The sequence below is a fragment of the Natrarchaeobaculum aegyptiacum genome, assembly GCF_002156705.1.
GTDB lineage: Archaea > Halobacteriota > Halobacteria > Halobacteriales > Natrialbaceae > Natrarchaeobaculum > Natrarchaeobaculum aegyptiacum.
In genome coordinates, this window is the sequence record NZ_CP019893.1 from 3,220,737 (window position 1) to 3,243,804 (window position 23,068).

General features: G+C 63.2%; 19 protein-coding genes. 14 read left to right on the forward strand and 5 right to left on the reverse strand.

Going from position 1 to position 23,068, the window contains the following annotated elements:
* Nucleotides 1-208 precede the first annotated feature (208 nt).
* On the forward strand, nt 209-1,366 hold the full coding sequence (pdhA, locus tag B1756_RS15565; protein ID WP_086889383.1) for a pyruvate dehydrogenase (acetyl-transferring) E1 component subunit alpha: 1,158 nt from the start codon (nt 209-211) through the stop codon (nt 1,364-1,366).
* 3 nt (nt 1,367-1,369) lie between these two features.
* Nucleotides 1,370-2,335 carry an alpha-ketoacid dehydrogenase subunit beta gene (locus B1756_RS15570; protein WP_086889384.1) on the forward strand — a complete coding sequence of 322 codons (966 nt, stop codon included), beginning with the start codon at nt 1,370-1,372 and terminating at the stop codon, nt 2,333-2,335.
* A gap of 281 nt (nt 2,336-2,616) precedes the next feature.
* Here the strand turns inward: B1756_RS15570 and lpdA are convergent, their stop codons facing one another.
* From lpdA to B1756_RS15585, 3 genes are all read right to left on the reverse strand, one after another.
* Entirely contained in the window at nt 2,617-4,041 is a 1,425-nt protein-coding gene (gene lpdA, locus B1756_RS15575) for a dihydrolipoyl dehydrogenase (RefSeq protein WP_086889385.1), read from the reverse strand.
* Complete coding sequence (locus B1756_RS15580; protein ID WP_086889386.1) at nt 4,041-5,624, reverse strand: 2-oxo acid dehydrogenase subunit E2; 1,584 nt, start codon at nt 5,622-5,624, stop codon at nt 4,041-4,043. The genes lpdA and B1756_RS15580 overlap by 1 nt, the downstream gene beginning before the upstream one ends.
* Before the next feature lie 507 nt (nt 5,625-6,131).
* Complete coding sequence (locus B1756_RS15585; protein ID WP_086889387.1) at nt 6,132-6,890, reverse strand: IclR family transcriptional regulator; 759 nt, start codon at nt 6,888-6,890, stop codon at nt 6,132-6,134.
* A gap of 196 nt (nt 6,891-7,086) precedes the next feature.
* On the opposite strand from B1756_RS15585, the gene B1756_RS15590 reads away from it, so the two are divergent.
* Both B1756_RS15590 and B1756_RS15595 read left to right on the forward strand, forming a co-directional pair.
* Nucleotides 7,087-7,596 carry an LUD domain-containing protein gene (locus tag B1756_RS15590; protein ID WP_086889388.1) on the forward strand — a complete coding sequence of 170 codons (510 nt, stop codon included), beginning with the start codon at nt 7,087-7,089 and terminating at the stop codon, nt 7,594-7,596.
* Nucleotide 7,597: 1 nt separating this feature from the next.
* Complete coding sequence (locus B1756_RS15595) at nt 7,598-9,868, forward strand: LUD domain-containing protein (protein WP_086889389.1); 2,271 nt, start codon at nt 7,598-7,600, stop codon at nt 9,866-9,868.
* A 30-nt stretch (nt 9,869-9,898) separates the two neighbouring features.
* Here the strand turns inward: B1756_RS15595 and B1756_RS15600 are convergent, their stop codons facing one another.
* Nucleotides 9,899-10,342 (reverse strand): universal stress protein, encoded by a 444-nt coding sequence (locus B1756_RS15600; protein ID WP_086889390.1) that lies wholly within the window; start codon nt 10,340-10,342, stop codon nt 9,899-9,901.
* A 189-nt stretch (nt 10,343-10,531) separates the two neighbouring features.
* Here B1756_RS15600 and B1756_RS15605 point away from each other — a divergent pair, with 189 nt between their 5' ends.
* From B1756_RS15605 to B1756_RS15630, 6 genes are all read left to right on the forward strand, one after another.
* Complete coding sequence (locus tag B1756_RS15605) at nt 10,532-11,542, forward strand: TRAP transporter substrate-binding protein (protein WP_086889391.1); 1,011 nt, start codon at nt 10,532-10,534, stop codon at nt 11,540-11,542.
* A gap of 241 nt (nt 11,543-11,783) precedes the next feature.
* Entirely contained in the window at nt 11,784-12,326 is a 543-nt protein-coding gene (locus tag B1756_RS15610; protein WP_161493194.1) for a TRAP transporter small permease, read from the forward strand.
* Nucleotides 12,317-13,612 (forward strand): TRAP transporter large permease, encoded by a 1,296-nt coding sequence (locus tag B1756_RS15615; RefSeq protein WP_086889393.1) that lies wholly within the window; start codon nt 12,317-12,319, stop codon nt 13,610-13,612. Before B1756_RS15610 ends, B1756_RS15615 begins: the two co-directional genes overlap by 10 nt.
* 372 nt (nt 13,613-13,984) lie before the next feature.
* Nucleotides 13,985-14,986 carry a Bug family tripartite tricarboxylate transporter substrate binding protein gene (locus B1756_RS15620; RefSeq protein WP_086889394.1) on the forward strand — a complete coding sequence of 334 codons (1,002 nt, stop codon included), beginning with the start codon at nt 13,985-13,987 and terminating at the stop codon, nt 14,984-14,986.
* A gap of 17 nt (nt 14,987-15,003) precedes the next feature.
* Nucleotides 15,004-15,555 (forward strand): tripartite tricarboxylate transporter TctB family protein, encoded by a 552-nt coding sequence (locus B1756_RS15625; RefSeq protein WP_086889395.1) that lies wholly within the window; start codon nt 15,004-15,006, stop codon nt 15,553-15,555.
* Complete coding sequence (locus B1756_RS15630; protein ID WP_086889396.1) at nt 15,549-17,027, forward strand: tripartite tricarboxylate transporter permease; 1,479 nt, start codon at nt 15,549-15,551, stop codon at nt 17,025-17,027. Before B1756_RS15625 ends, B1756_RS15630 begins: the two co-directional genes overlap by 7 nt.
* Nucleotides 17,028-17,142: 115 nt before the next feature.
* On the opposite strand, the gene B1756_RS15635 is transcribed toward B1756_RS15630, so the two are convergent.
* The gene (locus B1756_RS15635) at nt 17,143-18,357 is read right to left on the reverse strand and encodes an MFS transporter (protein ID WP_186336470.1); all 1,215 of its coding nucleotides are present in this window, start codon (nt 18,355-18,357) and stop codon (nt 17,143-17,145) included.
* Nucleotides 18,358-18,573: 216 nt separating this feature from the next.
* Here B1756_RS15635 and B1756_RS15640 point away from each other — a divergent pair, with 216 nt between their 5' ends.
* The 4 genes from B1756_RS15640 (at nt 18,574) to B1756_RS15655 (ending at nt 23,056) form a co-directional block, all read left to right on the forward strand.
* Nucleotides 18,574-19,668, forward strand: coding sequence for a mandelate racemase/muconate lactonizing enzyme family protein (locus tag B1756_RS15640; RefSeq protein ID WP_086889397.1), 1,095 nt, complete (start codon nt 18,574-18,576; stop codon nt 19,666-19,668).
* A 513-nt stretch (nt 19,669-20,181) separates the two neighbouring features.
* On the forward strand, nt 20,182-21,648 hold the full coding sequence (locus B1756_RS15645; protein ID WP_086889398.1) for a sulfatase family protein: 1,467 nt from the start codon (nt 20,182-20,184) through the stop codon (nt 21,646-21,648).
* Nucleotides 21,649-21,938: 290 nt separating this feature from the next.
* On the forward strand, nt 21,939-22,328 hold the full coding sequence (locus B1756_RS15650) for a DUF2267 domain-containing protein (protein WP_086889399.1): 390 nt from the start codon (nt 21,939-21,941) through the stop codon (nt 22,326-22,328).
* A complete protein-coding gene (locus B1756_RS15655; RefSeq protein ID WP_228434395.1) occupies nt 22,325-23,056 on the forward strand; it encodes a class I SAM-dependent methyltransferase in 732 nt (243 codons plus the stop codon). Before B1756_RS15650 ends, B1756_RS15655 begins: the two co-directional genes overlap by 4 nt.
* The last annotated feature ends 12 nt before the right edge of the window (nt 23,057-23,068 follow it).

Genomic DNA, 23,068 nt, shown 5'->3' on the forward strand with positions numbered 1-23,068 from the left:
GGTTGACGGTCCAATCTCGCTGCATCGGGCAGTTGGTGGGCTGTCTTCCTTTCGGAACTGGTGACGAGCGACGATCGGGCGAGCGGGCTGTGGACCGAGCGCACGTCCGACGACCTCGCGTCGTCGAGGCGACAGCCGACCGTTCGTGGACCGCTGTGTCCAATTGGCAAAGATTTATGCCCTCCATCGCGACACATTCGTACGAGCAATGGTTAACAGACAGCGGTCTACCCCTGCAGAGCCGACGGACGTCTCCGTCGACCGGCTCTCGCAGGACGAACTGGACGTCGACACCTATCGGGTCGTCGAGCCGGACGGATCGTACGATCCCGAGGCGACGCCCGATCTCGACGACGAATCGTTCCGAGACCTCTATCGCTGGATGGTGCTCCAGCGAACCTTCGACGATCGAGCGACGAAGCTCCAGCGTCGGGGTCGGCTCGGTACCTACCCGTCCGGCCGTGGACAGGAAGCCAGCATCGTCGGTGCGGGGTTCGCCCTCGCTGACCAGGACTGGATCTTCCCGTACGGTCGCGAGACGGCCGCGCTGCTCATGCACGGGCTCTCGATGCGCGATCTCCTGCTCTACTGGCGCGGCGTCGAGGACGCCTCCCGGATGGAGGGGGCGAACATTTTCGGCCTCGCGATCTCGATCGGCTCACACATTCCCGTGGTTGCAGGCAAGGCCTGGGGGATGAAACTCGCCGACGAGGGCAGCGTCGCGTTCGCCAACCTCGGCGACGGGGCGACCTCGACCGGCGCGTTCCACGAGGGCATCAACTTCGCGGGCGTCCTCGGCGCGCCAGCGGTTCTGTTCTGTCAGAACAACCAGTACGCGATCACGCTCCCGTTCGACGGCCAGACCAACGCCGACACCGTCGCCCAGAAGGCGCTGGCCTACGGCATCGACGGCATCCGCGTCGACGGCAACGACGTGCTCGCCGTCTACAACGCCGTTGCAGAGGCCCGGAAACGCGCCCTCGAGGGCAACCCCGTCCTCGTCGAGGCGGTCACCTACCGGCGCGGTGCCCACACGACCAGCGACGATCCGACGCGATACCGCAGCGAGGACGAAGTCGAGGAGTGGAAAGAGCGCGATCCGCTCGAGCGGTACCAGACGTTCCTCGAGGAGACCGGCCGCTGGGACGCAATCGACGAGGAAGCGATTCGCGAGGAGGTCGACGAGGAGTTCTCCGCGGCCGTCGACGCCGCCGACGAGTTCGCAGAGCGCGGCGTCGAGGAGATGTTCGCCTACCTCTACGAGGAGATGCCGCCCGAGCTAGAACGCCAGCAGGCGGCCTTCGAGCAGGTGCTCGAGGAGCGACCGGAGATGTACGAGTACATCGAACAGCGGCCGAAGGGGTAAGCCATGAACGCGACAATCATCCAGGCGGTCAACGACGCGCTACACGAGGAGATGGGCAACGACGAGCGAACGCTCGTCTTCGGGCAGGACGTCGCCGAGTCCGGCGGCGTCTTCCGCGCGACCGAGGGACTGCAAGACGAATTCGGCGAGGAGCGCGTCCTCGACACCCCGCTGTCGGAGATCGCGATCGTCGGCAGCGCGATCGGCCTCGCGACCCACGGGTACCGACCGATCGCCGAGATCCAGTTTTCGGGCTTCCTGCCGCCGGCGTTCGACCAGCTCGTCACCAACGCCAGCCGCATCCGCTGGCGCACCCGCGGCGAACTCACCGCACCGATGGTCGTCCGCACCCCCTACGGGGCCGGCGTCCGGGCGCTCGAGCACCACTCGGAGAGCCTCGAGGCGGTCTACGGCCACGTGCCGGGACTGAAGGTGGCGATTCCGTCGACGCCCCACGACGCCAAGGGGATGCTCATTAGTGCCATCCGCGATCCGGACCCGGTGCTATTCATGGAGCCCAAACACGTCTACCGCTCGCTGCGCGAGGAGATTCCCGAAGGGACCTACACCGAGCCGCTCGGGAAAGCCGCAGTTCGCCAGGAGGGCGACGATCTGACAGTGATCTCCTGGGGCGCGATGATGCACAACACCCTCGAGGCCGTCGAGAACCTCGGGGTGGACGCCGACGTGATCGACCTGCGATCCATCTCGCCGCTGGACCGCGAGACGATCCTCGAGTCGGTGAAGAACACGGGCCGCTGTGTGATCGTCCACGAGGCGGCCAAAACCGGCGGATTCGGTGCCGAACTGATGGCCACGATCAACGACGAGGCGCTGATGTACCTCAAGGCACCGATCAACCGGGTCACCGGCTTCGACGTGCCGGTGCCACTGCTCTCGATGGAAGATTACTATATCCCGCATCCGCCGCGGATCGAAACCGCAATCGAAGAAACGCTCGAGTACTGAGCGATCCGGCTCTCCGTTCTCGCTGCTGAGCGGCCCGACGCTCTATTCACCGTGCTGAGTGGTCCGATATTCTATTCTGCAACGCGTTCCCGACGAGCGTCAGCGTCCACACTGCTCTCGAGATCCGAACGAAACCGACCGGAGCTGAAACCACAATGCCGGGGTGGATGCGTGCCTCCCGCGACCGGTGGGCGGTCGGTGCCTCGAGTCGACCGCCGTTCGATCGCAGTGTGGTTCGGCTGGTGTGCCGGAGGATGCTCCGAATTGGCGCGTTCTTCGAGTCACCGATTCAGCGTGTGGATCGCCTGTCCCTGGGCGTGTTCGGCGGCCTCCATGATCGCCTCCGACAGCGTCGGATGGGTGTGGACCGTCGTCGCCATGTCCTCGAGTTTCGCACCCATCTCGATTGCCAGTGCGACTTCGCCGATGAGTTCGGAGGCTTCGGGGGCGACGATCTGGCCGCCGAGGACGAACTCGGTGTCGGCGTCGGCGACGATCCGGACGAAGCCATCCTGTTCGGCCATCGTCTGGGCACGGCCGCTGGCCCGCAGCGGCATCGTGCCGACGACGGGGTCGAAGCCTTCCGCTTCGGCCTCGGCTTCGGTGAGGCCGACGGTGGCGACTTCGGGGTCGGTGAAGACGGCTGCCGGAACGACCTGGTGGTCGAGGGCGACCGGTTCACCCGCCGCAACGCCCGCGGCGACCAGTCCTTCGGCGCTGGCCCTGTGGGCGAGCATCGGTTCGCCAGCGACGTCGCCGACGGCCAGGACGTGCTCGAGGTCCGTTCGCGTGTAGTCGTCGGTCTCGAGGAAGCCACGATCGTCGGTCTCGAGGCCGATCTCTTCCAGCTCGAGGGCGTCGGTGACGGGTTCGCGCCCGACGGCGACCAGCACGCGGTCGGCCTCGCGAACGGTCTCCTCGCCGTCCTCGGTCTCGGTGGTGACGGCGACGCCGTTACCCTCTTCGTCCCACGACGAAACGCGCTCGCCGAAGGCGAAGTCGATGCCGAGGTCCTCGGCGCGCTCGCGGACGGCCCGTGCGACGTCGTCCTCGTAGGCCGGCAGGGCGTCGGCAAGCATCTCGACGACGGTCACGTCGGCGCCGGCTTTGGCGAACGTGGTCGAGAGTTCCATCCCGATGTAGCCAGCGCCGACGACGAGGAGTCGGTCCGGGACCTCCTCAGCCGCCAGCGCGTCTCGAGAGGACCAGATGGGGTCGTCGTCAAACGAAAAGCCGGGGACTTCGATGGGGCGGCTGCCGGTGGCGACGATGGCGTGTTCGAACTGGATCGACTCCGAGCCCTGCCCCTCGCCAGCGTGAGCGACGCGGACGGCGTCTTCGTCGATGAAGGTCGCCGTTCCTTCGATGAGGTTCACGCCGTTTGCCTTGCAGAGCTGTTCGACGCCGCCGGTAAGCTGATCGACGACCTCGTCTTTCCACTCGACCAGCGAACTCATGTTCACCGAGGCCTCCGCTTCGACGCCCATCGGCTCGCCGTTGTTTGCCTCGTGGGCCAGATCGGTAGCGGTAATGAAGGCCTTCGAGGGGATACAGCCGTAGTTGAGGCAGGTGCCCCCGACGGCGTCGCGCTCGACGAGCGTCGTGTCGAGTCCGTGTTGTGCGGCGCGGATGGCGGCCACGTAGCCGCCGGGTCCGCCGCCGATGACCAGTACATCTGTCGCGGTTCGCACGTCTCCCATGACCATTATTCCAGTAGCAGCAGTTCAGGATTGTTCAGGTATCGCGTGACCTCGTTCGTAAACCGGGCGGCGTCGGCACCGTCGACGATCCGGTGGTCGACCGACATCGAAATCGGCATCGTCGGCCGAACGACCAGTTCGCCGTCGTCGACCCACGGGCGTTCGTCGAGCGAGCCGAGCGCCAGGATGCCCGCCTCGGGATAGTTGATGATCGGCGAGGCGTACTCGCCGCCGATAGCCCCGACGTTGGTGATGGTGAAGGTTCCGCCCTGCATCTCCTCGAGCCCGATCGTCCGGTCGCGGGCTCGAGCGGCCTTGTCGTTGATCTCCCGGGCTAACTCGAGGAGGCTCTTCTGATCGGCGTCGTCGATAACGGGGACCATCAGGCCGGCGTCGCTGGCGACGGCGATGCCGATGTTGTACTCGTCTTTGAGGTGGATCTCTTCGGCCTCCTCGTCGAGTTCGGCGTTGATCTGCGGCACCGATTTCAGGGCGGCGACGACTGCCTTGACGACGAACGGCATGTAGGTGAGTTTGACACCCAGTTCTTCGGCAGTCTCTTTCAGCCGCCCGCGGGCGTCGACGAGGTCCGAGACCTCGACTTCGTCGTGGTGGCTGACGTGCGGGGCCGTGAACTTCGAGGTTGCCATCTGCTCGCCGATCGAGCGGCGAACACCGCGGTAGGGGACGGTTTCGCCGGGCTGGAGGCCGTCCTGGGCGGCGGCCGCTGCGGCCGACGCCGACCCCGTCGCCGGGCTCGACTCGGAGTCCGCCGCCGAGCCGGCACTCGCCACGGTCGTCTCGCCGGCGGCGAACGCGCGAACGTCCTCGGGTGTCACGAACGGCTCGCCGTCACGTTCCTCGCTGGCCGGGACGTCGTCGATGTTGACGCCCTCTTCGCGCGCGAGTTGGCGGGTCGCCGGCATCGCGAGGGTTCGCTCCCGATCGGCCGCGTCGGCACTCGAGGCGACCGGCTCGGGGGAACTCGCGCTCGGACTGGTCGCTGTGGCCTGGGCCGCGTCTGTATCCGCGTCGTCGGCGGCCGGCGGTGTCGCCTCGACCCAGCCGTCAGGCTCCGTGGACTCGATGTCGCCAGTGGCCTCGAGCACGGCCCGCTCGTCGATTCGGGTGCCGGGATTCGAGGACTGAAGTTCGGCCAGATCGACCCCGTTCTCGCGTGCCAGGCGTCGGACGCTCGGCGAGGCGAAGACGCGTCCGTCCGGGAGTTCGGGCTGGGCGGTTGGCTCGGGCGCACCGGCTGCCGACTCGCTCGAGTCGGTCGATGCAGTCGCTGCATCGCCGGTATCGGTCTCGCTCGAGATGTCGGACGTTGCATCCACGTCCGCGTCGTCGACTTCGAAGACGACGATGACGTCGTCGACGGGGACGATCTCGCCTTCCTCGGCGCGTAACTCGGCGACCGTGCCGTCGTAGGGCGACGGAATTTCGACGAGGGCCTTGTCCGTCTCGACTTCTGCGATCGGCTGGTCTTCCTCGACCTGGTCGCCGGGTTCGACGAACCAGGTGACGAGCTCCCCTTCGGCGACGCCCTCTCCGACGTCGGGGAGCTCAAACTCCTTTCTAACCATGTATCACCACCTCTCGCTTACAGACCTATGATTTCTTCGGTACCTAACTGATCGAGTCCGAGGCTGGGTGGCACGCCGAGAGTTCCCGTGTGACCGCACGGTTTGCCCGGACGTCGTACTCGCGTGCGAGCCACAGTGCGAAAATTCGAACAGGTCGATTCACGGTCGTTCAGAAGGACTTGCGGGCCCCACTGGTAGAACGACCGTTCGGCAGAGGGAAAAACGCCCTCCAAAACATCAGATGTCTGGAAGTTTTGGCGGAGGGATCGAACGATGACCGGCGAAGTCCACGACCACCGTGGGGTGGCTCGATTCGCCCGAGTTGTTTACACACGTACCTCTGTAATGGCCTTGTGAGATAGTGTGGCGCATTCGACCGGTACATTCGGCTGAGAAGTCCAGGTTGGTCTGCAAGGTAGAACGAGCGTTTTGCATGGTCGAATACCCGGTCGAAAGCGACGACCGGCAACCCCCGACCGGAGTATCGTCGTCCATAGTAAATCTCGTTCAGGAAAACACGATTCGAAGTTCGATCACGTTGGCGATCTCCTTTACAGCCTGCATGAGTTCGTCCCGTCGCTCTTCGTTCGTAAATCTGTTTACCGGTCCGGAAACGCTCACCGCGCCGACGGGTTCCTCGTCCGCGATGATGGGCGCTGCGATACAGCACAGGCCGTTGATCGTTTCCTCCTGATCGAACGAAAGTCCGCGCTCGCGGATCTCCTCGAGTTCGTCGAAGAGCACCTCTTCGTCGGTGATCGTGTTTTCGGTCATCTCCGGGAGACCGTGCTGATCGATGATCGCTTCGACGTCTTCGCGCGGGCGGTGTGCGAGGATCGCCTTCCCCGTCCCGGTCGCGTGCATATAGTTGGTCTCGCCACTCGACATGAACACGTCGGCGGAGTTACGCGGGTTGGTCGCGTAGAGACACGTTCCGAGGCCGTTTTCCTCGATGACCAGATTGGTCGGTTCACCCGTTTCGCTTGCGAGCTCGTCGACGTGCTGTTTGGCCTGCTGGTAGAGGTCGAACCGTTCCTGCACCGACGATCCAAGCCTGAGAACCTTGCAACTGAGTTCGTATTTCCCGTCGGTTTTGGTGACGTATCCTGCGCTGGTAAGCGTGCTGAGATGGGCGTATACGGTACTCTTGGAGATCGGCACCTCGCGAGCGATCTCGGAGACGCCCGCGGGTTCGCGGTCACCGATGAGTTCGAGAATTTCCAGTGACCGCTCGACCGAGTCGATCGTGTTCTTGTGCTCCGCCATACCATGGTGGTCGGTCTACTCCACCTTACGTCTTTTCGATCCTGCCGAACGAGGGACCCGAGAGGAAAACCGACGGCTTCCGTGAATCCGAACGACCTGTGGTCCGGGTGACCCCCACGTTCCCGAATTCCCCGCGACGTCGTCGGGGAGCCACCGGGGCGAAAGCCTTAATCGACCCCGCTGGAAACGAAGTGCCATGACGTCCGCTGCAGTCGAGACATTCGAGCGCTCCCTCGAGAACCTTCCCGTGACGTTCGAGCGGGTCGATTCCGGGGAGTTCCGGTCGGCAGTGGAATCGCGTATCGATCCGCCTGCCGTCGGCGTGTCGCTTCCCTTCGACGGCGTCTCCCTCGAGGACACGTCGGTCAATCTGAATCCGACGTCAGAAGACGTCCTCGAGGCGCGGACTGGCGTCACGCCCGGCGGACCTTCGATCGCGGAGTTCGGGACCGTCGTGGTCGCGTCCGCGTTCGACGGTGCAAGCTACGCCAGTCTCTTTCCGGAGACGCACGTGGTCGTCGTCGCGGCGAGCGAGATCGTCGAAACTATCGACGACGCACTCGAGACCCTCGCCGGTGAGATCGACGGCGGTCTGACGAGCGCGATCTTGACCACGGGGCCGAGCGCGACGGCGGACATGGGTGCGCCGGTGTACGGCGCCCACGGACCGGAATCGCTTCACGTCATCATCCTCGGTGATCGCTAACATGTCAACAGACCAGTCTGCAGCGGGGCGCGACGAGAAGGCTGCACGGATCAGGCGACTCCTCGAGACCAGCGGCTCGACCGTCGGTGAGACGGTTCGCCCGTTCAACGAGGGGCGGTACCGGCGGTACGAGGAGATGGAGGAAACCGAGGCCTACCGCGAGGCAGCCCGGGAGATCAAAGCCGACGCGATCGAACGCCTGCCCGACCTGCTCGAGCAGGTCGAAGACGTCGTTACCGAGAACGGTGGGACGGTCTACGTTGCCGACGACGCGGCGGACGCACGCCGATACGTGAGGGAAGTCGTCGAGGCGGCAGATGCGGAATCGGTCGTCAAAGGCAAGTCCATGACGACCGAGGAGATCGACCTCAACGACGACCTCGAGACGGCGGGAATCGACGTCTGGGAGACCGACCTTGCCGAGTTCGTCCTCCAGATCGCCGACGACGAGCCGAGTCACATCGCCTCGCCTGCGGTCCACAAGTCCCGCGAAGAGATCGCGGCGCTGTTCAACGAGCACTTCGACCTCGAGGAGCCACTGACGACGGCCGAGGAACTCACCGCGTTCGCCCGCGAACAACTCACCGATCACGTTCTGGAGGCCGACGTCGGGATCACCGGCGCGAACTTCGTCACGGCGGACACGGGCACGCTCGCGCTCGTGACGAACGAGGGCAACGCCCGAAAGTCTCTGACCGTTCCGGATACCCACGTCGCGGTCGCCGGCGTCGAGAAGATCGTACCGTCGATCGCTGACCTGTCGCCGTTTTTCAGCCTCATCGGCCCCGCGGGGGCTGGTCAGGACATCACGGCCTACCTCTCACTGCTGACGCCGCCACTCGACGAACCGGTCGTTCGCTTCGACGAGCCTGACGACGAAGCGTTCGACGACTCGAGCGACGACCGGTCGTTCCACCTCGTGCTCGTCGACAACGGCCGGTTCGCGATGCGCGACGACGACGAACTCCGCGAGACGCTGTATTGCATCCGGTGTGGTGCCTGTGCCAACTCGTGTGCGAACTTCCAGCAGGTCGGTGGGCACGCCTTCGGCGGCGAGACCTACTCCGGCGGTATCGCCACCGGCTGGGAGGCCGGCGTTCACGGCGCAGATAGCGTCGCGGAGTTCAACGACCTCTGTACCGGCTGCTCGCGCTGTGTCGAGGCCTGCCCGGTCAACATCGACATTCCGTGGATCAACACCGTCGTGCGGGACCGCCTGAACCAGGGCGCAGATCCGGACGCGTTCGATCACCTCGTTTCCGGGCTGACGCCCGACGACGAACCGACCGGTCTCGATCGGGGCAAACGACTGTTCGGGAACTTCGAGACACTCGCCACCTTCGGGAGCCTGACGGCACCGGTCTCGAACCACGTGGCGAACTTCGGCCCCGCTCGAGCGGCCCTCGAACGGGTCGCTGGCGTCGACCGGCGGCGCGAACTGCCTCGGTTCCGGCGGGAGACACTCGTCGACTGGTTCCAGTCGCGAGAACCCACCCGGATCGACGAGCCCGTTCGCGAGGCCGTCCTCTACCCGGACGTCTACACGAACCACGTGCAGGTCGAACGTGGGAAGGCCGCAGTCCGGGCCCTCGAGGCCCTCGGCGTCAGAGTGCGCGTTCCCGACGTTTCCTCGAGCGGCCGGGCACCGCTCTCCCAGGGGATGATCGACACCGCGACAGCACACGCGAGTGCCGTCTCCGCAGACCTCGAGGGGCACCTCGAGCAGGGCCGTGACGTGGTCGTGATCGAACCGAGCGACCTGGCGATGTTCCGCGGCGAGTACGAGCGGTTCCTCGACGCGGACGCCTACGAGCGCATCGCCGAACACAGCTACGAACTCTTCGAGTACGTGTTCGGCCTCCTCGAGGGCGACGGTCCGGGGATCGAAGCGCTCGCCGGACCGAGCGAAGCGTGTGCGATCGGCGCGCCGGCGAGCCCGGACCTCGCGTACCACAGCCACTGCCAGCAGCGAACGCTCGGTCTCGAGGCCTACACGACGGCCGTCCTCGAGCGGCTTGGGTACGACGTGGTCACCTCGGACGTCGAGTGCTGCGGTATGGCCGGCAGTTTCGGCTACAAGTCCGAGTACTACGAACTCAGCATGGCGGTTGGAGAGACCCTGAAAGACCAGTTCACGGCCGACGAGACCGCAACCCGGACCGTCGTCGCCAGCGGCACCTCCTGTCTCGAGCAACTCGACTCGCTGCTCGAGCGCTCGAGCGTCCATCCGATCCAGGTGATCGACCCCGGTTTGCGGTCGGAATTGGACTGAATCGGTTCTGATCGACGAGAGCGGTTTGGATCAGGAACCGACCGTCGTGATCGTGACCGGCCCATCGAACTCGAGCATGATCTGTTGGGCGACGTCGCCGAAGACGGCTTTCCCGACCGGCGATCGGCGGCGGCCAGTCAGGAAGACCTGCCCGCAGTCGCTCTCCGCAGCGGTCTCGAGAACGCTCTCTGGGAGCGTCCCGACGACGCCGAGGGCACTCGTTTCGACAGCGTCGTCGAACGCTTGGGACGCCACTGCGGCGGCCGTCTCGCGAGCACGTTCCTCGAGGTCGTCGACGTCCTCGAGATCGTTACCGGAACGAACGTCCTGCTGTAGGCTACTCTGATACCGTGCTTCGTCGACGAAGCGGCTGACGACGGCCGTCGTATCCGTCCCCAGACAGTGGCGGTTCGCTGCAGCGAGCAACTCTTCGTCGGGCGACTCGTCGAGCAGAACCACCAGTATTGCGTCCATGGCCGGTCGATACGGGTGAGGCGATGAAAAAGGTACCTCCCGAGGCTGGTTGGCGGGGATCACGGCTGCAACACTCTCGGTCGGTCAGGCTACGATTGGCCACCCGACCCGAAAGCGCCCGGTTCGCAGAGCGGGGCGAAAACGTCCACAACAATTATCATGGTAAGGTCCAAACCTCTACTCGACGCCATGGGTACGAACACGACTAGCCGTCGAACCGTCCTTCGCCGAGCAGCGCTCGGCACAGGTGGGGTTGCGATCGCTGCACTCGCAGGTTGTACAGACGACGACGGTGGACTCGACTTCACACTCGCTAGCTCTTACGAGAGCGGTCACATCAACGTCGAGGCCGCAGAAGCGTTTAGCGAACGGATCGAAGAAGAAACCGACGGTGAGATTACGATCGAGGTGTCCCCCGGTGGCGCCTACGGTGCCGAAGACGAGATCACCGAACAGGTCGCCGACGACCTCGTGGAGATGCACTCCGGGGCTGGGCTCCCGATCCACATGTACGCGCCGGAGTACTACATCATCGACCAGCCCTTCGTCATGGACGACGTGGATCACCTCTTCGACGTCCTCGAGAGCGACCTCTTCCAGCCGTCACACGACATGATCATCGAGAACGGGAACCAGCGCCAGCTCGGCCAGCGATTTTACCGTGGTCAGCGATACTTCACGGCGAACACGGCGGTCGAGGAGCCGGCCGACGTGGAGGGTATCGACATGCGGTCTCCGCCGCTGGACAGCTGGATCGAGATCTGGAGCGAGATCGGTGTCAACACGACGTCGGTTGCACTCGACGAACTATACAGCGCCCTCCAGCAGGGGGTCGTCGACGCCGCGGAAGGTGACGTAGAGCAGATTCACTCGTTCAACTACTACGAAGTGCAGGATTACCTCTGTGCGACCAGGCACGCACCGTTCTCCGGTGCCCTGTACATCAACGAAAGCGTGTATCAGGACCTCTCGGAGGCCGACCAGGATCTGTTCGAAGATGTCGCTGCGGAGGTGACCGAAGAAGCGAACGAAACCGCGTTCGATCGAGAAGAAGAGCGAATCGACGACCTCGTCGACGAAGGGATGACGTTCGTTGAGGACGTCGATAGACAGGCGTTTCGAGACGCTGCCGAACCAGTCATCGACTCCTGGTTCGAAGACGAGTGGGCCGAAACCTGGGAAGACTGGCGAAACGTCTGATCAGACACTCACAGGGCAATCTGGCACACACATCCTGTCTCGGCGTTCGACCGACGACCTGACATCGAACGCCGCCAGTACCGTCCGTGATCCATCGGTCGCGGTGGTTCCTTCCCAGGTCCGACCTATCCCGGTGACGCGTTTCCAGCAGTCTGGACCATTCGCTACCTGGAGACGGGAAAGGAACTCACGTATCCCGCTGAACATAATGCTTATTTTACCGCGACGTGAGGCCCCCGGTATGGAGATCGATCAGTCACTGGATCTTTCCCAGGAGACACTCTTCGACCGGCTGATCCTGTTCACCACTGCTGGTATGTTCGCCCTAATGATCTTCCTTGCCAGCTTTCAGGTATTCGCCCGTCAACTGAGCATCCCGATCAGTACGGCCTGGACGGAACCGGCGGCACGGTTCGTCCTCATCGTCGCGACGTTTTTCGGGGCCGCCGTCGCGACCAGAAATCGCGAGCACATCCGGATGACGTTCGTCCTCGATAAACTCAGCGAGCGACGACCATCGCTCAGACGGGCCTTCGACTGTCTGAGCTCCGTGCTTGTCGTCGTCTTTCTCGTCTTTGCACTCGCAGGGACGATGCCGGCGATCGCGAGCAACTGGGGGTCGAGTCTCGGCGGCGTCGGCTTCGTTACCAGCGGCATGCTCTACCTCGGAATCTCCCTCGGCCTCATCTGTATGCTGATTTACGAACTTCAGCTATTCTATCGAGAGTACCTGCAAACGACGTTTCGAGACGCTCTCGAGACGGTGGGAGGTCCATGGAACTAGCCCTCATTGCGCTGTTGTTCCTCGGGACCCTGCTTGTCCTGTACGCAGTCGGCGTTCCCGTCGCCGTCGCGATGGGGTTGACCGTGCTTACGGTCATGCTCTCCCCGTTCGGGCCGTCACTGAATCCGTCGCTCGTCAGCAATCAATTACTGTACGGATTGAACACGTTCACGCTGCTTGCAATTCCGTTTTATCTCCTGCTTGGACGGCTCATGAACAGGAGCGGGATGACCAGTGATATCTTCGCGTTTGCCAACGCGATCATCGGCCACATCAAAGGCGGTATCGGATACGTAAACGTGACCGCTTCGATGATCTTCTCTGGAATGTCCGGCCTCGCACTCGCTGACGCCGCCGGCCTGGGCCGAATCGAGTACACTGCAATGCGCGAGTACGACTACGACAAGGACGTCGCACTCGGTATCACTGGAAGCTCCTCGATCATCGGTCCGCTCATTCCACCCAGCGTCCCGCTCATCATGTACGGCATTCTCGCCGAGGAGTCTATCTCGACGCTGTTCCTCGCAGGCGTCGTCCCCGGTCTCGTCCTCGGGATCGTCCTCTTCGTGATGGTCTTCCTCGTCACGTGGCGGCGCGGTTACGGTGGCACCGGCGCGTTCGAGTTCGTGAATGTCGTCAGAACGTTCTCCGGGGCGTTCGCGGCGTTGATAATCCCGATCCTCATCATCGGTGGGATCCTCTCGGGCTTTTTCACCGCGACAGAAGCCGGTGCCGTCTCGGTCGTCTACGTGATCTGTGTGGGAATCACCGCTGGTGATCTCACGCTCTCGGGACTGCTCGAGGAGATCCGCGACGCGACCGTCGAGACGTTCGCGCTGACGTTCATTATCGCCGTCGCCGCAGCATATGGTCTGGTAGCTCTCGAGCTTCGCCTTCCGATGTTGCTGGCTGACGCGATTACGGCGATGACGAACAATCCGACGATAATCTTGCTATTACTCGTCCTGTTGTTCCTGATCGTCGGCACGTTCATGGAGACGATTGCGGCGATCACGATTCTCGTCCCGGTGTTGATGCCCGTGGTCGACACGGTCGGTATCGACCCGATCCACTTCGGCATCGTGATGGTATTTACGCTGATGATCGGCTTGCTAACGCCGCCGCTTGGCGTGATCCTGTTCGTTCTCGAGAAGGTCACTGACGCGTCCTTCGAGGAAGTGATGCGGGCAATCGTACCGTGGTACGTGCCGCTGGTTCTCGTACTCCTGCTGGTGGTGCTGGTCCCCGATCTGGCGACCTACGTCCCGTACGAACTGATGCGGTGAGACAGGGGTGGCCGGGACGGTATATACACGGTTTTCGAATCGGTCCGGGGTGCAATCCCTTTCCGCCACTGTGGACGGTCACTCGTTGATACAGCTCGCTGGTCGACTTGGTAGATACGCCCGTGCTACGGACTACTGGAACGACCCGCCGGTTACACGTGACCTCCAGACGAGCCACCACCGGTGGGGAGTGCGCCGTCTCGGTGGTTCACCCTGGGTCGCCAGTTTCCCAGATCGATCACCCGTACCCCGGTCGTGAATGCCTCCACGGACCACTCGCGGTAAATAAGGCCCCTTCATTTCACGGATTTTTCATAACTGATACCACATACGAACACAATGTTTAATAGGTGGTGATGACTGTGTCCTTCCATGCACTCTAGAAGGTCCTACCTCAGAGTAGCGGCGGCGGGAAGTGTGGCATCCTCCGCGATGTTCCTCACGGGATGTCTCGGTGACGACAACGGGGACGATGGTGCTGACGACGAGTTCCCATCCGAGAACTTCAACGTGACTATCCCGTGGGGGCAGGGTGGCGGTACCGACATCTTCACGCGACAGATCTGGCAGACGATCGCCGATCAGAACGACGTCGGTGCGCAGTTCGAGAACGTGACCGGTGCGGCGGGAATGCGCGGAATCACGGAGTTGTACAATTCCGAAGGGAACGGGTACAACCTCGCGCCGATGAACTCCCCGTCCGTCTCGCACTTCCTCATTCAGGAACCCGGCTTCACCATCGACGAGTTCAGACACATCGGCGGGTACGCCCGGACGGTCTGGGTGCTGGCGACCGACCCTGACGAAGGCTTCGAGGGATTGGACGATGTGAGCGACGCTTACGACGCCGGCGACATCAGCAACATCGCCGGCCAGCAACCCGGCGAACCGAACCACGTTCTCTCGGAACTCATTCGGGACGAACTCGACGTACAGTGGGACAGCTACGTCGCCTACGACGGCAGCGGGCCCATCATCGAAGCGATCGCCGGTGGCGAAGTCCCGGCCGGAATCGTAACGGATACCGCTGCAGCAGACGCCCAGGACCAGATCGACGTCGTCACCGCACTCCACAGCGAGGGGACGCCGCTGTTCCCCGACCTGTCGAACTACACCGACTACGGCCACGAGGTCGACATCGACTTCATGGGCGGTTTCCTCCGATCGTTCATGGCGCCACCGGACACGCCCGACGATCGCGTCGACGAACTCACGGTGCTCCTCCAGGAGGCACTCGAGAGCGAGGAGATGCAGGAGTGGGCCGAAGATACCGGTAACGAAGTCGAATTCCTCGGCGGCGAAGACTACGTCGAAGACGTACTGGTCGAAAACCAGGAACGAATCCCAGAGATTATCGACATCGACGACCTGTAGGAGACCAGCCTCGCCAAATGTCCTCTTCGATTTATCAGTCGATCCGGGAACGAGCGACTCCCGAGTCGGTGATGCTCGTCCTCATGCTCGTCGTCTCGAGTTACATGTTACTCGAGTCGACGACGTTCTCCCGTGAGGTAGCGTTGTTCCCGCGGTTTGCAGCGATCGTGACGATCTGTGGGATACTCCTGCTGTTGCTTCAGCGCTACTTGCCCGAGACGTTGCAAGCGGCAGTCTCCGAGTCTTCGACGATGTTCGACCAGACCGAATCGGTCCAGGAGGTCGAAGAGCAAGCCCGGACACGCACCGACGAACCCGGCCCGGGTGACGACCCGGAACACGACGAGCAGTATCAGCAGCTTCTACTGGTCGGCCTGCTCGCCGTCTACGGCGTCGTCGGATACGTGATCGGGCTCGTTCTGGCGACGCCGATCTTTCTCGCACTGTACGTCGTCATGTTCGACGTCAAACGGACGATCGGCGTCGCCCTGATCGTCGTTGGCATCGCCATCGCACTCGCGTTCGATGCGATACTGCCGGTGAACCTGATGGAGGGACAGCTATGGTAACGGGGTCGCTGCTGTCTGCCCTCGAGATCCTGTTCTCCTGGCCGACGCCGGGCTGGATGATCCTCGGATTGCTCGCGGGCATCCTCATCGGTGCGATCCCCGGCCTGGGGCCGAACCTCGGGTTAGCGATCGTGTTGCCGCTGACGATTCGTCTCGACGGACCCGACGCGATCATCCTGTTGATCAGCATCTACAGCGGCGCGATGTACGGCGGGAGTATCGCCGCGATCCTCATCAACACGCCGGGGACGGCCGCGGCTGCCGCGACCACGCTGGACGGCTATCCGATGGCCCGACAGGGACGGGCGCTCGACGCGCTCACGATTTCGGCGACGGCGTCCGCGGTCGGCGGACTCTTCGCGATCGTGACGTTGCTCCTGCTGACGCCGTACCTGACACAGATCGTGCTGCTGTTCGGTTCGCCCGAGTACTTCCTCATCGCGCTGTTCGGGATCGCGCTAATTACGGTGGTCGCCCGCGGCTCGATGGTCAAGGGACTCACTGCTGGTGCGTTCGGGCTGTTACTGTCGACGATCGGGTTCCCGGTCGCCGCCGGTCAGCCCCGATACACGTTCGATTCGTACCTCCTCTTCGACGGACTCGACTTCGTCGCCGTCCTGATCGGAATCTTCGCGATCGGTGAGATGATCAAGTTGATCGGCGAGCGAGGGACCATCGCCAAAGGCGGCGTCGACATGAGCGGGAGCGTTCTCTCCGGTGCCAGAGACGTCGTTCGAGCGCCGATCACGACGATCAAGTCGGGATACATCGGTATGTTGATCGGGGCGATTCCGGGTTCCGGGGCGTCGATTTCGAACTTCATCTCCTACGCCGAGGCCGTTCGGAGCGGGGGCGGGGAAGAAGAGTACGGCGAGGGGAACTATCGCGGCGTGATCGCCTCGGAGGCATCGAACAACGGGACGGTCGCCGGATCGCTCATCCCGACGTTCTCGTTCGGCATTCCCGGAAGCGGGGCGACCGCAATCTTACTCGGCGGCCTCGTTATGCACGGGTTGAACCCCGGCCCCGAACTGTTCACGACCAACGTCGACATTACATACAGCGTGTTCCTCGCACTGCTGGTCGGCAACGCGGTCATCCTCGCCGTCGGGCTGCTTCTCGTGACTCGCTCTGCGTACATCACGAGGGTCAACACGACGTACCTCGTCCCGCTTATCATCGTCTTCGCGACCCTCGGTGCGCTCGGGCTGCGCGGAAACTGGCTCGACGTGATCACCGTGCTCGTGTTCGGCATCTTCGGGTTCTTCCTGATGCGGTACAACTACTCGATCATCGCGTTCGTCCTCGGGATCATCCTCGGTCCGATCGCCGAGGAGAACCTCGTCCGATCGCTCCAGCTGTCCGACGGTTCGTTGCTCATCTTCGTCGACGAACCGATCTCGCTGGTGCTGACAGTGATGACGATCCTCATCGTGATCGCGCCGCTCGTCAGGGCGATCCGCTCGTCGTAACCTCGAGGCGACGACGAACGGCCCGTTCCGTTCGTCGGCCGGCACAACACACCGCTCTCCTCGAGTTCCGGTGCCGGACGCCGATCACTGGGAACGGCCTCGGCACGTCACGAACTCACGTCGACGAACGACTTTCGTAAGGCATCACCAGCGTGAGCAGCGTCACGACGCCCGCGAGGAGCGCCAGCACGAGGTATCCTTCGTCGAAGAACCCCCGGTCGACGATCACGCCGAAGACGACCGGTCCGGTTGCCCCGGCCATCGTCGCGCTCGAGCGGATCATTCCCAGTCCGGTCCCTTGCATGTCTGGCGGAATCGTTTCGGCGAGGTGCGATTGCGTGATCGCACCGGAGCCGAGCATCGTGCTGATAAAGAGTGTTGCAGTGAGGATGGCGACGGTGGTGTCTGCAAACGGCAAGATCAGGAGGCCGATCATGGCACTTCCAAGGATCACCGGGAGTGAACGTTTCGCGCCGATGCTGTCGTAGGCCATCCCCGCGATCGGTTTGATGACGACGCCGAGGGCGAAAAAGAGGCCGAACAGGACGCCTGCGACGGTCGGTGAGTATCCTTTTTCGACGGTCAGATACGTCGGATAGAACGCCGAGAACGTCTGCCAGATGAAGATAAACAGGAACAGGACGACGCTCATCGAGAGGTAGGATCGGCGCCGTAGCGCAACGAACGTCTCGCGGAAACCCGCGGTCTCACCGTCGTCCGCGTCGTCAGTCGTCGCTTTCGACGGGATGGAGACCCAGAGGACGACCGCCACGAGACAGAGAAGCGGGATAACCCACCCGAGACCGACCTGCCAGGCGAGTCCGACTGCCAGCACGCTTGCGATGGGGGGAAGGAGCGTCTGGCCGATGTCGCCGGAGGCCATCGTGATGCCGATGACGCGTCCGACCCGGTCAGGATACAGGTTCGCGAGCACCGTGATGCGAGCGATCGGATACTGCGACAGCCCCAGTCCAACGAGTCCCGTCCCGACGAACAGGACGAGCGCCGACGGGGCCGCGATCACGACCGCGAGACTCCCGACAGCGATCACCACGCTCGCCGTGAGTATCGTGCGTTCTCCGAATCGATCGGCGATGAGGCCGCCGGGGGCCTGACCGATCGCGTAGCACATCCAGATGAACGTAACCAGAAACCCGGCTGCCGTGTACGAGAGTGAAAACTCCTCCCGAAAGTACGGGAGCAACACCGGGTAAATCATTCGCGTTCCGTTGAGCAACCCCCAGCCGAGCGCGACGGCGAGGAGTGCTTTCCCGGTGCCGCCTGCCCACAGCGCCGTGACTTCGTTACGCAGTGAAACGAGAACTCCCATCAGTGGTCCTGTCTGGACTACTGAATCCCTCCATTGAAGCTATTTCTGTTCCGTCCCGTTCCGTCCCGAATCTTCCGGGCACCGAGTGTGTCGGGTGTGGCTATTACCCCAGCGGCCCCGCTCGACCGTTCGAGTCGGCACTGTGGCCAGTCGAACACTGCAGGACCGACACTGATATGATCCCCTGTTCAGTAGTCACATCCCTCCACGCAACTCATGCAAATCACAGATGTAGACGCTTCGTCGTACGAGGTTCCGGTCTCCGGATCCGATCCCGACGAAGACGACCAGATGACGATTTCGCTCGTCTCGATCGAAACTGACGATGGCCTCGTCGGTTACGGCGAGACCGGATATCTCCACCCGAACGCGACGACGTCGTTCGTCAACGACGAACTCGCACCCAGACTCGTCGGCGAGGATCCGCTCGCCACCGCCCGGATCTGGGAAACGCTGCACAGGGAAGTTAACCCGCGATCGCAGACGGGCGCCTGGAGTACGGCCGTAAGCGCCGTCGACATCGCCCTCTGGGATATCAAGGGCAAGGCCTACGACGAACCGGTCTGGCGATTGCTCGGTGGTGCCCGCGAGACCGTCCCGGTCTACTACACTCTCGGTGACCCCGTCGAGGATCCCGAGTGGCAGGCAGAAATCGCGCGCGAACTGGTCTACGACGGTGCGACGAAGGTGAAAGTCGTCGTCGGGAAAGGCGACTGGGCGACGCCGCGAGCCGACGCGGCGCGCATCCGGGCCGTCCAGGACGAGATCGGCGACGACGTCGACCTCGCGATCGACGCGAACTACCTCTACTCGCTCGAGGAGGCCCTGGAGCTATGCAACCGGATCGACGACCGCTCGATCATGTGGTTCGAAGAGCCGGTCTACGGGAACGACCCGTCGCTGCTTTCGGACCTGCGCGAGCGAACGCGAGTACCGATCGCAGCCGGCCAGAACGAAGGTATTCGGTTCAACCACCGCGACCTGATCGCCACCAGTGCAGTCGACGTTCCGCTCCCGAACGTTTGTTTCCTCGGTGGCTTCACCGAGGCCCAGCGCGTCGCCGGACTGGCCGACTCGTTCAACCTTCGCGTCGCCCACGGCGGCGGCTGGCCATTCCAGAACCTCCACCTCATGGGTGGCGTCGCCAACGCCTCCGTACTCGAGTTCCACGACAGCGTCTGGGAGATCGGAAACACCATCTACGACTCGCCGCCCCAGCCCGACGGCGATTCCATCGAGATGCCCACCGATCCCGGCCTCGGGCTCGAGCCCGACGAATCCGCACTCGAACGGTACGAAACGTCTCCGTAGTGGGACTGACCACCGTCGACCTCGGCTCGAGCACACCGTTCTCTATCCGGAGCCAGAATCATATTATTATTGAAAAGAATTGAAATAGTGCTGACTGCATAACGTTTCCTTTTTCCGAAGCGATTTCGACGTCATCTGGACGCATATGGGTTCGATGGTGACGATTGGGCCGGAATTCTGCTCCTCTCTCGATTAGAGAAGTACTATCGCCGAGAATCTGTCGGCGCGAGACTGGACGGAAGAACGACCACTTCGAGACCGTAGACGACCGATCTCGAGAGTAGGCCACGACTACACTACTCCAGTGTGGGTACGGACGGGAAAATTCATTCTAAGATTTTCATCATGTATTGGGAATAGATAGTTCATGGTCCGTCGATACCGACAGGTCCCGTCTCACGAGATACCTCGAGTCGGTACCGAGCGGTTCCTCGACAGGGTGCGCCCACGAACCTCGGGGCCCGGTACCGCTGGTACCAACGATTATCCCGCGGGTCGTGGTAGGCAGGCGGCATGGCTCCCAGCCGACCACACGTCGTCTTGCTCACCTGTCACGACCTCGGTCGCTACCTCGGCTGTTACGGCGCGGATATCGAGACGCCACAGATCGACGCTCTCGCCGAAGCGGGCGTTCGCTTCGAGAATCACTTCGTGACGGCACCGCAGTGTTCTCCCAGTCGTGGGAGCTTCTTCACGGGTCGATATCCCCACGTCAACGGGCTGATGGGACTCGCTCACGGCGAGTGGGAACTCCACGACGGCGAACGAATTCTCCCGCACTACCTCGGAGACGTCGGCTACGAGACCCACCTCTTCGGGCTCCAGCACATCACCCAGGACACCGACCGCCTCGAGTTCGATTACGTCCACTCGGAGGGGAACCTCTACCCGGGCGTCTCGCCGGAGGTCCACCAGGCAAACCGGGCGCGAAACGTCGCCGACGTCGTCTCCGGCTTCCTCGAGCGCGAGGCCTACGAAGCGCCGTTTTTCGCCCAGATTGGCTTCTTCGAGTGTCACCGCGTCGAGGAGGACAACGGCCGCTTTGGTTTCGACAGCGACCACTACGAGACCGACGACCTCGAGACGATCCGGCCGCCGTCGTACCTGCCTGATCGACGTGGGATCCGCCAGGACCTCGCGGAGATGCACGGCATGGTGTGGGCGCTCGACGAGGCCGTCGGGACGATCTGCGACGCGATCGATCGCGCAGGAATCACCGACGAGACCCTGTTGATCTTCACCACGGAACACGGGATCGCCTTCCCGCGGGCGAAGGGGAGTTGCACGGACGCCGGTCTCGAGGCCGCCCTCATCGTTCGCTATCCGGGCGTCGCCGACGGCGGCGAGTCCTACGACGAACTGGTGAGTAACGTCGACGTGCTACCGACGATCCTCGAGGTGGTCGACGCCGACCCCCGGTCGAGTGACGCAGACTCCGAACCCGATGCCGATAGTGAAGATACTGAAGCGAGTGACGCCGACTCGGTCGGATCTCCGAGCGAGGACACCGATCCGTTCGATTCCGAACTCGAGTTGCCGGACGGGCTGGACGGGCGAAGTTTCCTGGGGCTGTTGACCGGCGAGGAGTACGAGCCCCGCGAGCGGGTCTTCGCGGAGATGACCTGGCACGACATGTACAACCCCGTCCGTGCGCTCCGGACGGAGCGGTACAAGTACGTCAAGAACTTCTGGCACCTGCCGAAGGTCTACCTGACGAAAGACATCTTCGCGAGCGAGGCCGGACGAATGGTCCGCGAGGAAGACGGGGTGCCGCCGCGCCCGTACGAGGAACTGTACGACCTCCGGGAGAGCCCACAGGAAGACGAGAACGTCGCCTACGAGCCAGCTTACCAGGAAGAGCGCCTCGAACTGTCGGCACAGCTCGAAGCCTGGATGCGCGAGACGAACGACCCGCTTCTCGACGGACCGGTCACGCCCGGCGATTACGAGACGATCACGAGCTGGCCACACGAACGCTGATCACGAATTGGGTACACGACGGGTAAACCGTTGCTCGAGCGAGACAGATCACCAGACGTTGCCCGGCGTACGTTTATGCCGGTGGCCGGAGAAGGCCGCGTGTCAGGACCGACACGACGATTCATCGACGGACCAGTGACGTTGCCACGAGGTGAAACTCGGCGGGTGAGCGTCGACAGCGACGATCGTGCCGCCGAGGTGTCGCGACCGTCGGTCCTCGCGCTATCGGCACGAAAACGGCCACGACCAGTTCGATCAGACGAGACGACGATCAGTTCGATCACACGACCATGAACTACAAAGAATTCGTTGGACAGGTTCAGCACAGACTCGAGTACGCCCAGTTCGGACAGGCAGTCCGGGCCACCAGGGCGGTCCTGACGACCCTCGGCGAACGGCTTCAGGAAGGTGAGGCAACAGACCTCGCCAGTCCGCTGCCGATGGAGATCGATCGGTACCTCACCGAGGCCGAGCACGGCCAGCGGTTCGACTATCCGGAGTTTCTCGACCGGGTTGCCGAGCGGGAGGGTGTCGATCGATCCGACGCGAACTACCACGCCCAGCAGCTGATGGCCGTGGTCGCAGAGATCGTCCCGCCCGGGAATATCGAGAAGGTCGACGGGCAGTTACCGGACGACTTCGATCAGCTGTTCGCGCTGATCGAGGCCGAAGACGAGTGACCGTCGACACCGAGGAGCAGGAGGGTCGATCCGGTACCCACCAGCAACCCCGGCCCGCCGGGCCACCCGGACCGATCGAACGAGTTTCGCGCTCGACCGAGACGGCGATGGCGTGGTACGAGGCGGCCGCTCCCTGGTACGACCGGTTCGCCGACCCGTTCGAGGCATCGGTTCGTTCGAGTGGGATCGACCTCCTCGCCGTCGAACCCGGTGAGTCAGTCCTCGACGTTGGCTGTGGGACCGGTCGGGCGCTCGTCGAGTTCGCGAGCGACGTCGGAGCCGACGGCCGGGCCGTCGGGCTGGATCTCGCCCCGGCGATGTGCCGGGAGACGCAGGCGGCGCTCGAGGAACGCGGACTCGATGAGACGGCCGACATCGTCCGAGGGGACGCACGCTCGATCCCCATCGCTGACGACGCCGTCGACGCCGTGTTCGCCAGTTTCGTTCTCGAGTTGTTCGATACGCCCACTATCCCCACCGTTCTCGAGGAGTGGCGTCGCATTCTCGATCCCGGTGGCAGAATCTGTGTCGTCGCGCTTTCCCGGCGGACGGCTGGTCCGGTGACACGGCTGTACGAACTCGTCCACCGTCTCGCGCCGACCGCAGCCGATTGTCGGCCGATCTACCTCCGTGAGACGCTCGCCGAAGCCGGGTTCAGACCGCTTGAGACGCGTCACGAGCGAGTCTGGTACCTCCCGGCGGAGGTGGTGGTTGCTGATCTTCGTTGAGGACCCAACCGA

Coding starts and splice junctions, on each gene's coding strand:
- lpdA (WP_086889385.1), bottom strand. CDS start 4,041: ATGGTCATGGGAGACGTGCGAACCGCGACAGATGTACTGGTCATCGGC.
- B1756_RS15580 (WP_086889386.1), bottom strand. CDS start 5,624: ATGGTTAGAAAGGAGTTTGAGCTCCCCGACGTCGGAGAGGGCGTCGCC.
- B1756_RS15650 (WP_086889399.1), top strand. CDS start 21,939: ATGAACTACAAAGAATTCGTTGGACAGGTTCAGCACAGACTCGAGTAC.
- B1756_RS15625 (WP_086889395.1), top strand. CDS start 15,004: ATGTCCTCTTCGATTTATCAGTCGATCCGGGAACGAGCGACTCCCGAG.
- B1756_RS15610 (WP_161493194.1), top strand. CDS start 11,784: ATGGAGATCGATCAGTCACTGGATCTTTCCCAGGAGACACTCTTCGAC.
- B1756_RS15615 (WP_086889393.1), top strand. CDS start 12,317: ATGGAACTAGCCCTCATTGCGCTGTTGTTCCTCGGGACCCTGCTTGTC.
- B1756_RS15590 (WP_086889388.1), top strand. CDS start 7,087: ATGACGTCCGCTGCAGTCGAGACATTCGAGCGCTCCCTCGAGAACCTT.
- B1756_RS15645 (WP_086889398.1), top strand. CDS start 20,182: ATGGCTCCCAGCCGACCACACGTCGTCTTGCTCACCTGTCACGACCTC.
- B1756_RS15570 (WP_086889384.1), top strand. CDS start 1,370: ATGAACGCGACAATCATCCAGGCGGTCAACGACGCGCTACACGAGGAG.
- B1756_RS15595 (WP_086889389.1), top strand. CDS start 7,598: ATGTCAACAGACCAGTCTGCAGCGGGGCGCGACGAGAAGGCTGCACGG.
- B1756_RS15620 (WP_086889394.1), top strand. CDS start 13,985: ATGCACTCTAGAAGGTCCTACCTCAGAGTAGCGGCGGCGGGAAGTGTG.
- B1756_RS15600 (WP_086889390.1), bottom strand. CDS start 10,342: ATGGACGCAATACTGGTGGTTCTGCTCGACGAGTCGCCCGACGAAGAG.
- pdhA (WP_086889383.1), top strand. CDS start 209: ATGGTTAACAGACAGCGGTCTACCCCTGCAGAGCCGACGGACGTCTCC.
- B1756_RS15635 (WP_186336470.1), bottom strand. CDS start 18,357: ATGGGAGTTCTCGTTTCACTGCGTAACGAAGTCACGGCGCTGTGGGCA.
- B1756_RS15605 (WP_086889391.1), top strand. CDS start 10,532: ATGGGTACGAACACGACTAGCCGTCGAACCGTCCTTCGCCGAGCAGCG.
- B1756_RS15640 (WP_086889397.1), top strand. CDS start 18,574: ATGCAAATCACAGATGTAGACGCTTCGTCGTACGAGGTTCCGGTCTCC.
- B1756_RS15585 (WP_086889387.1), bottom strand. CDS start 6,890: ATGGCGGAGCACAAGAACACGATCGACTCGGTCGAGCGGTCACTGGAA.
- B1756_RS15630 (WP_086889396.1), top strand. CDS start 15,549: ATGGTAACGGGGTCGCTGCTGTCTGCCCTCGAGATCCTGTTCTCCTGG.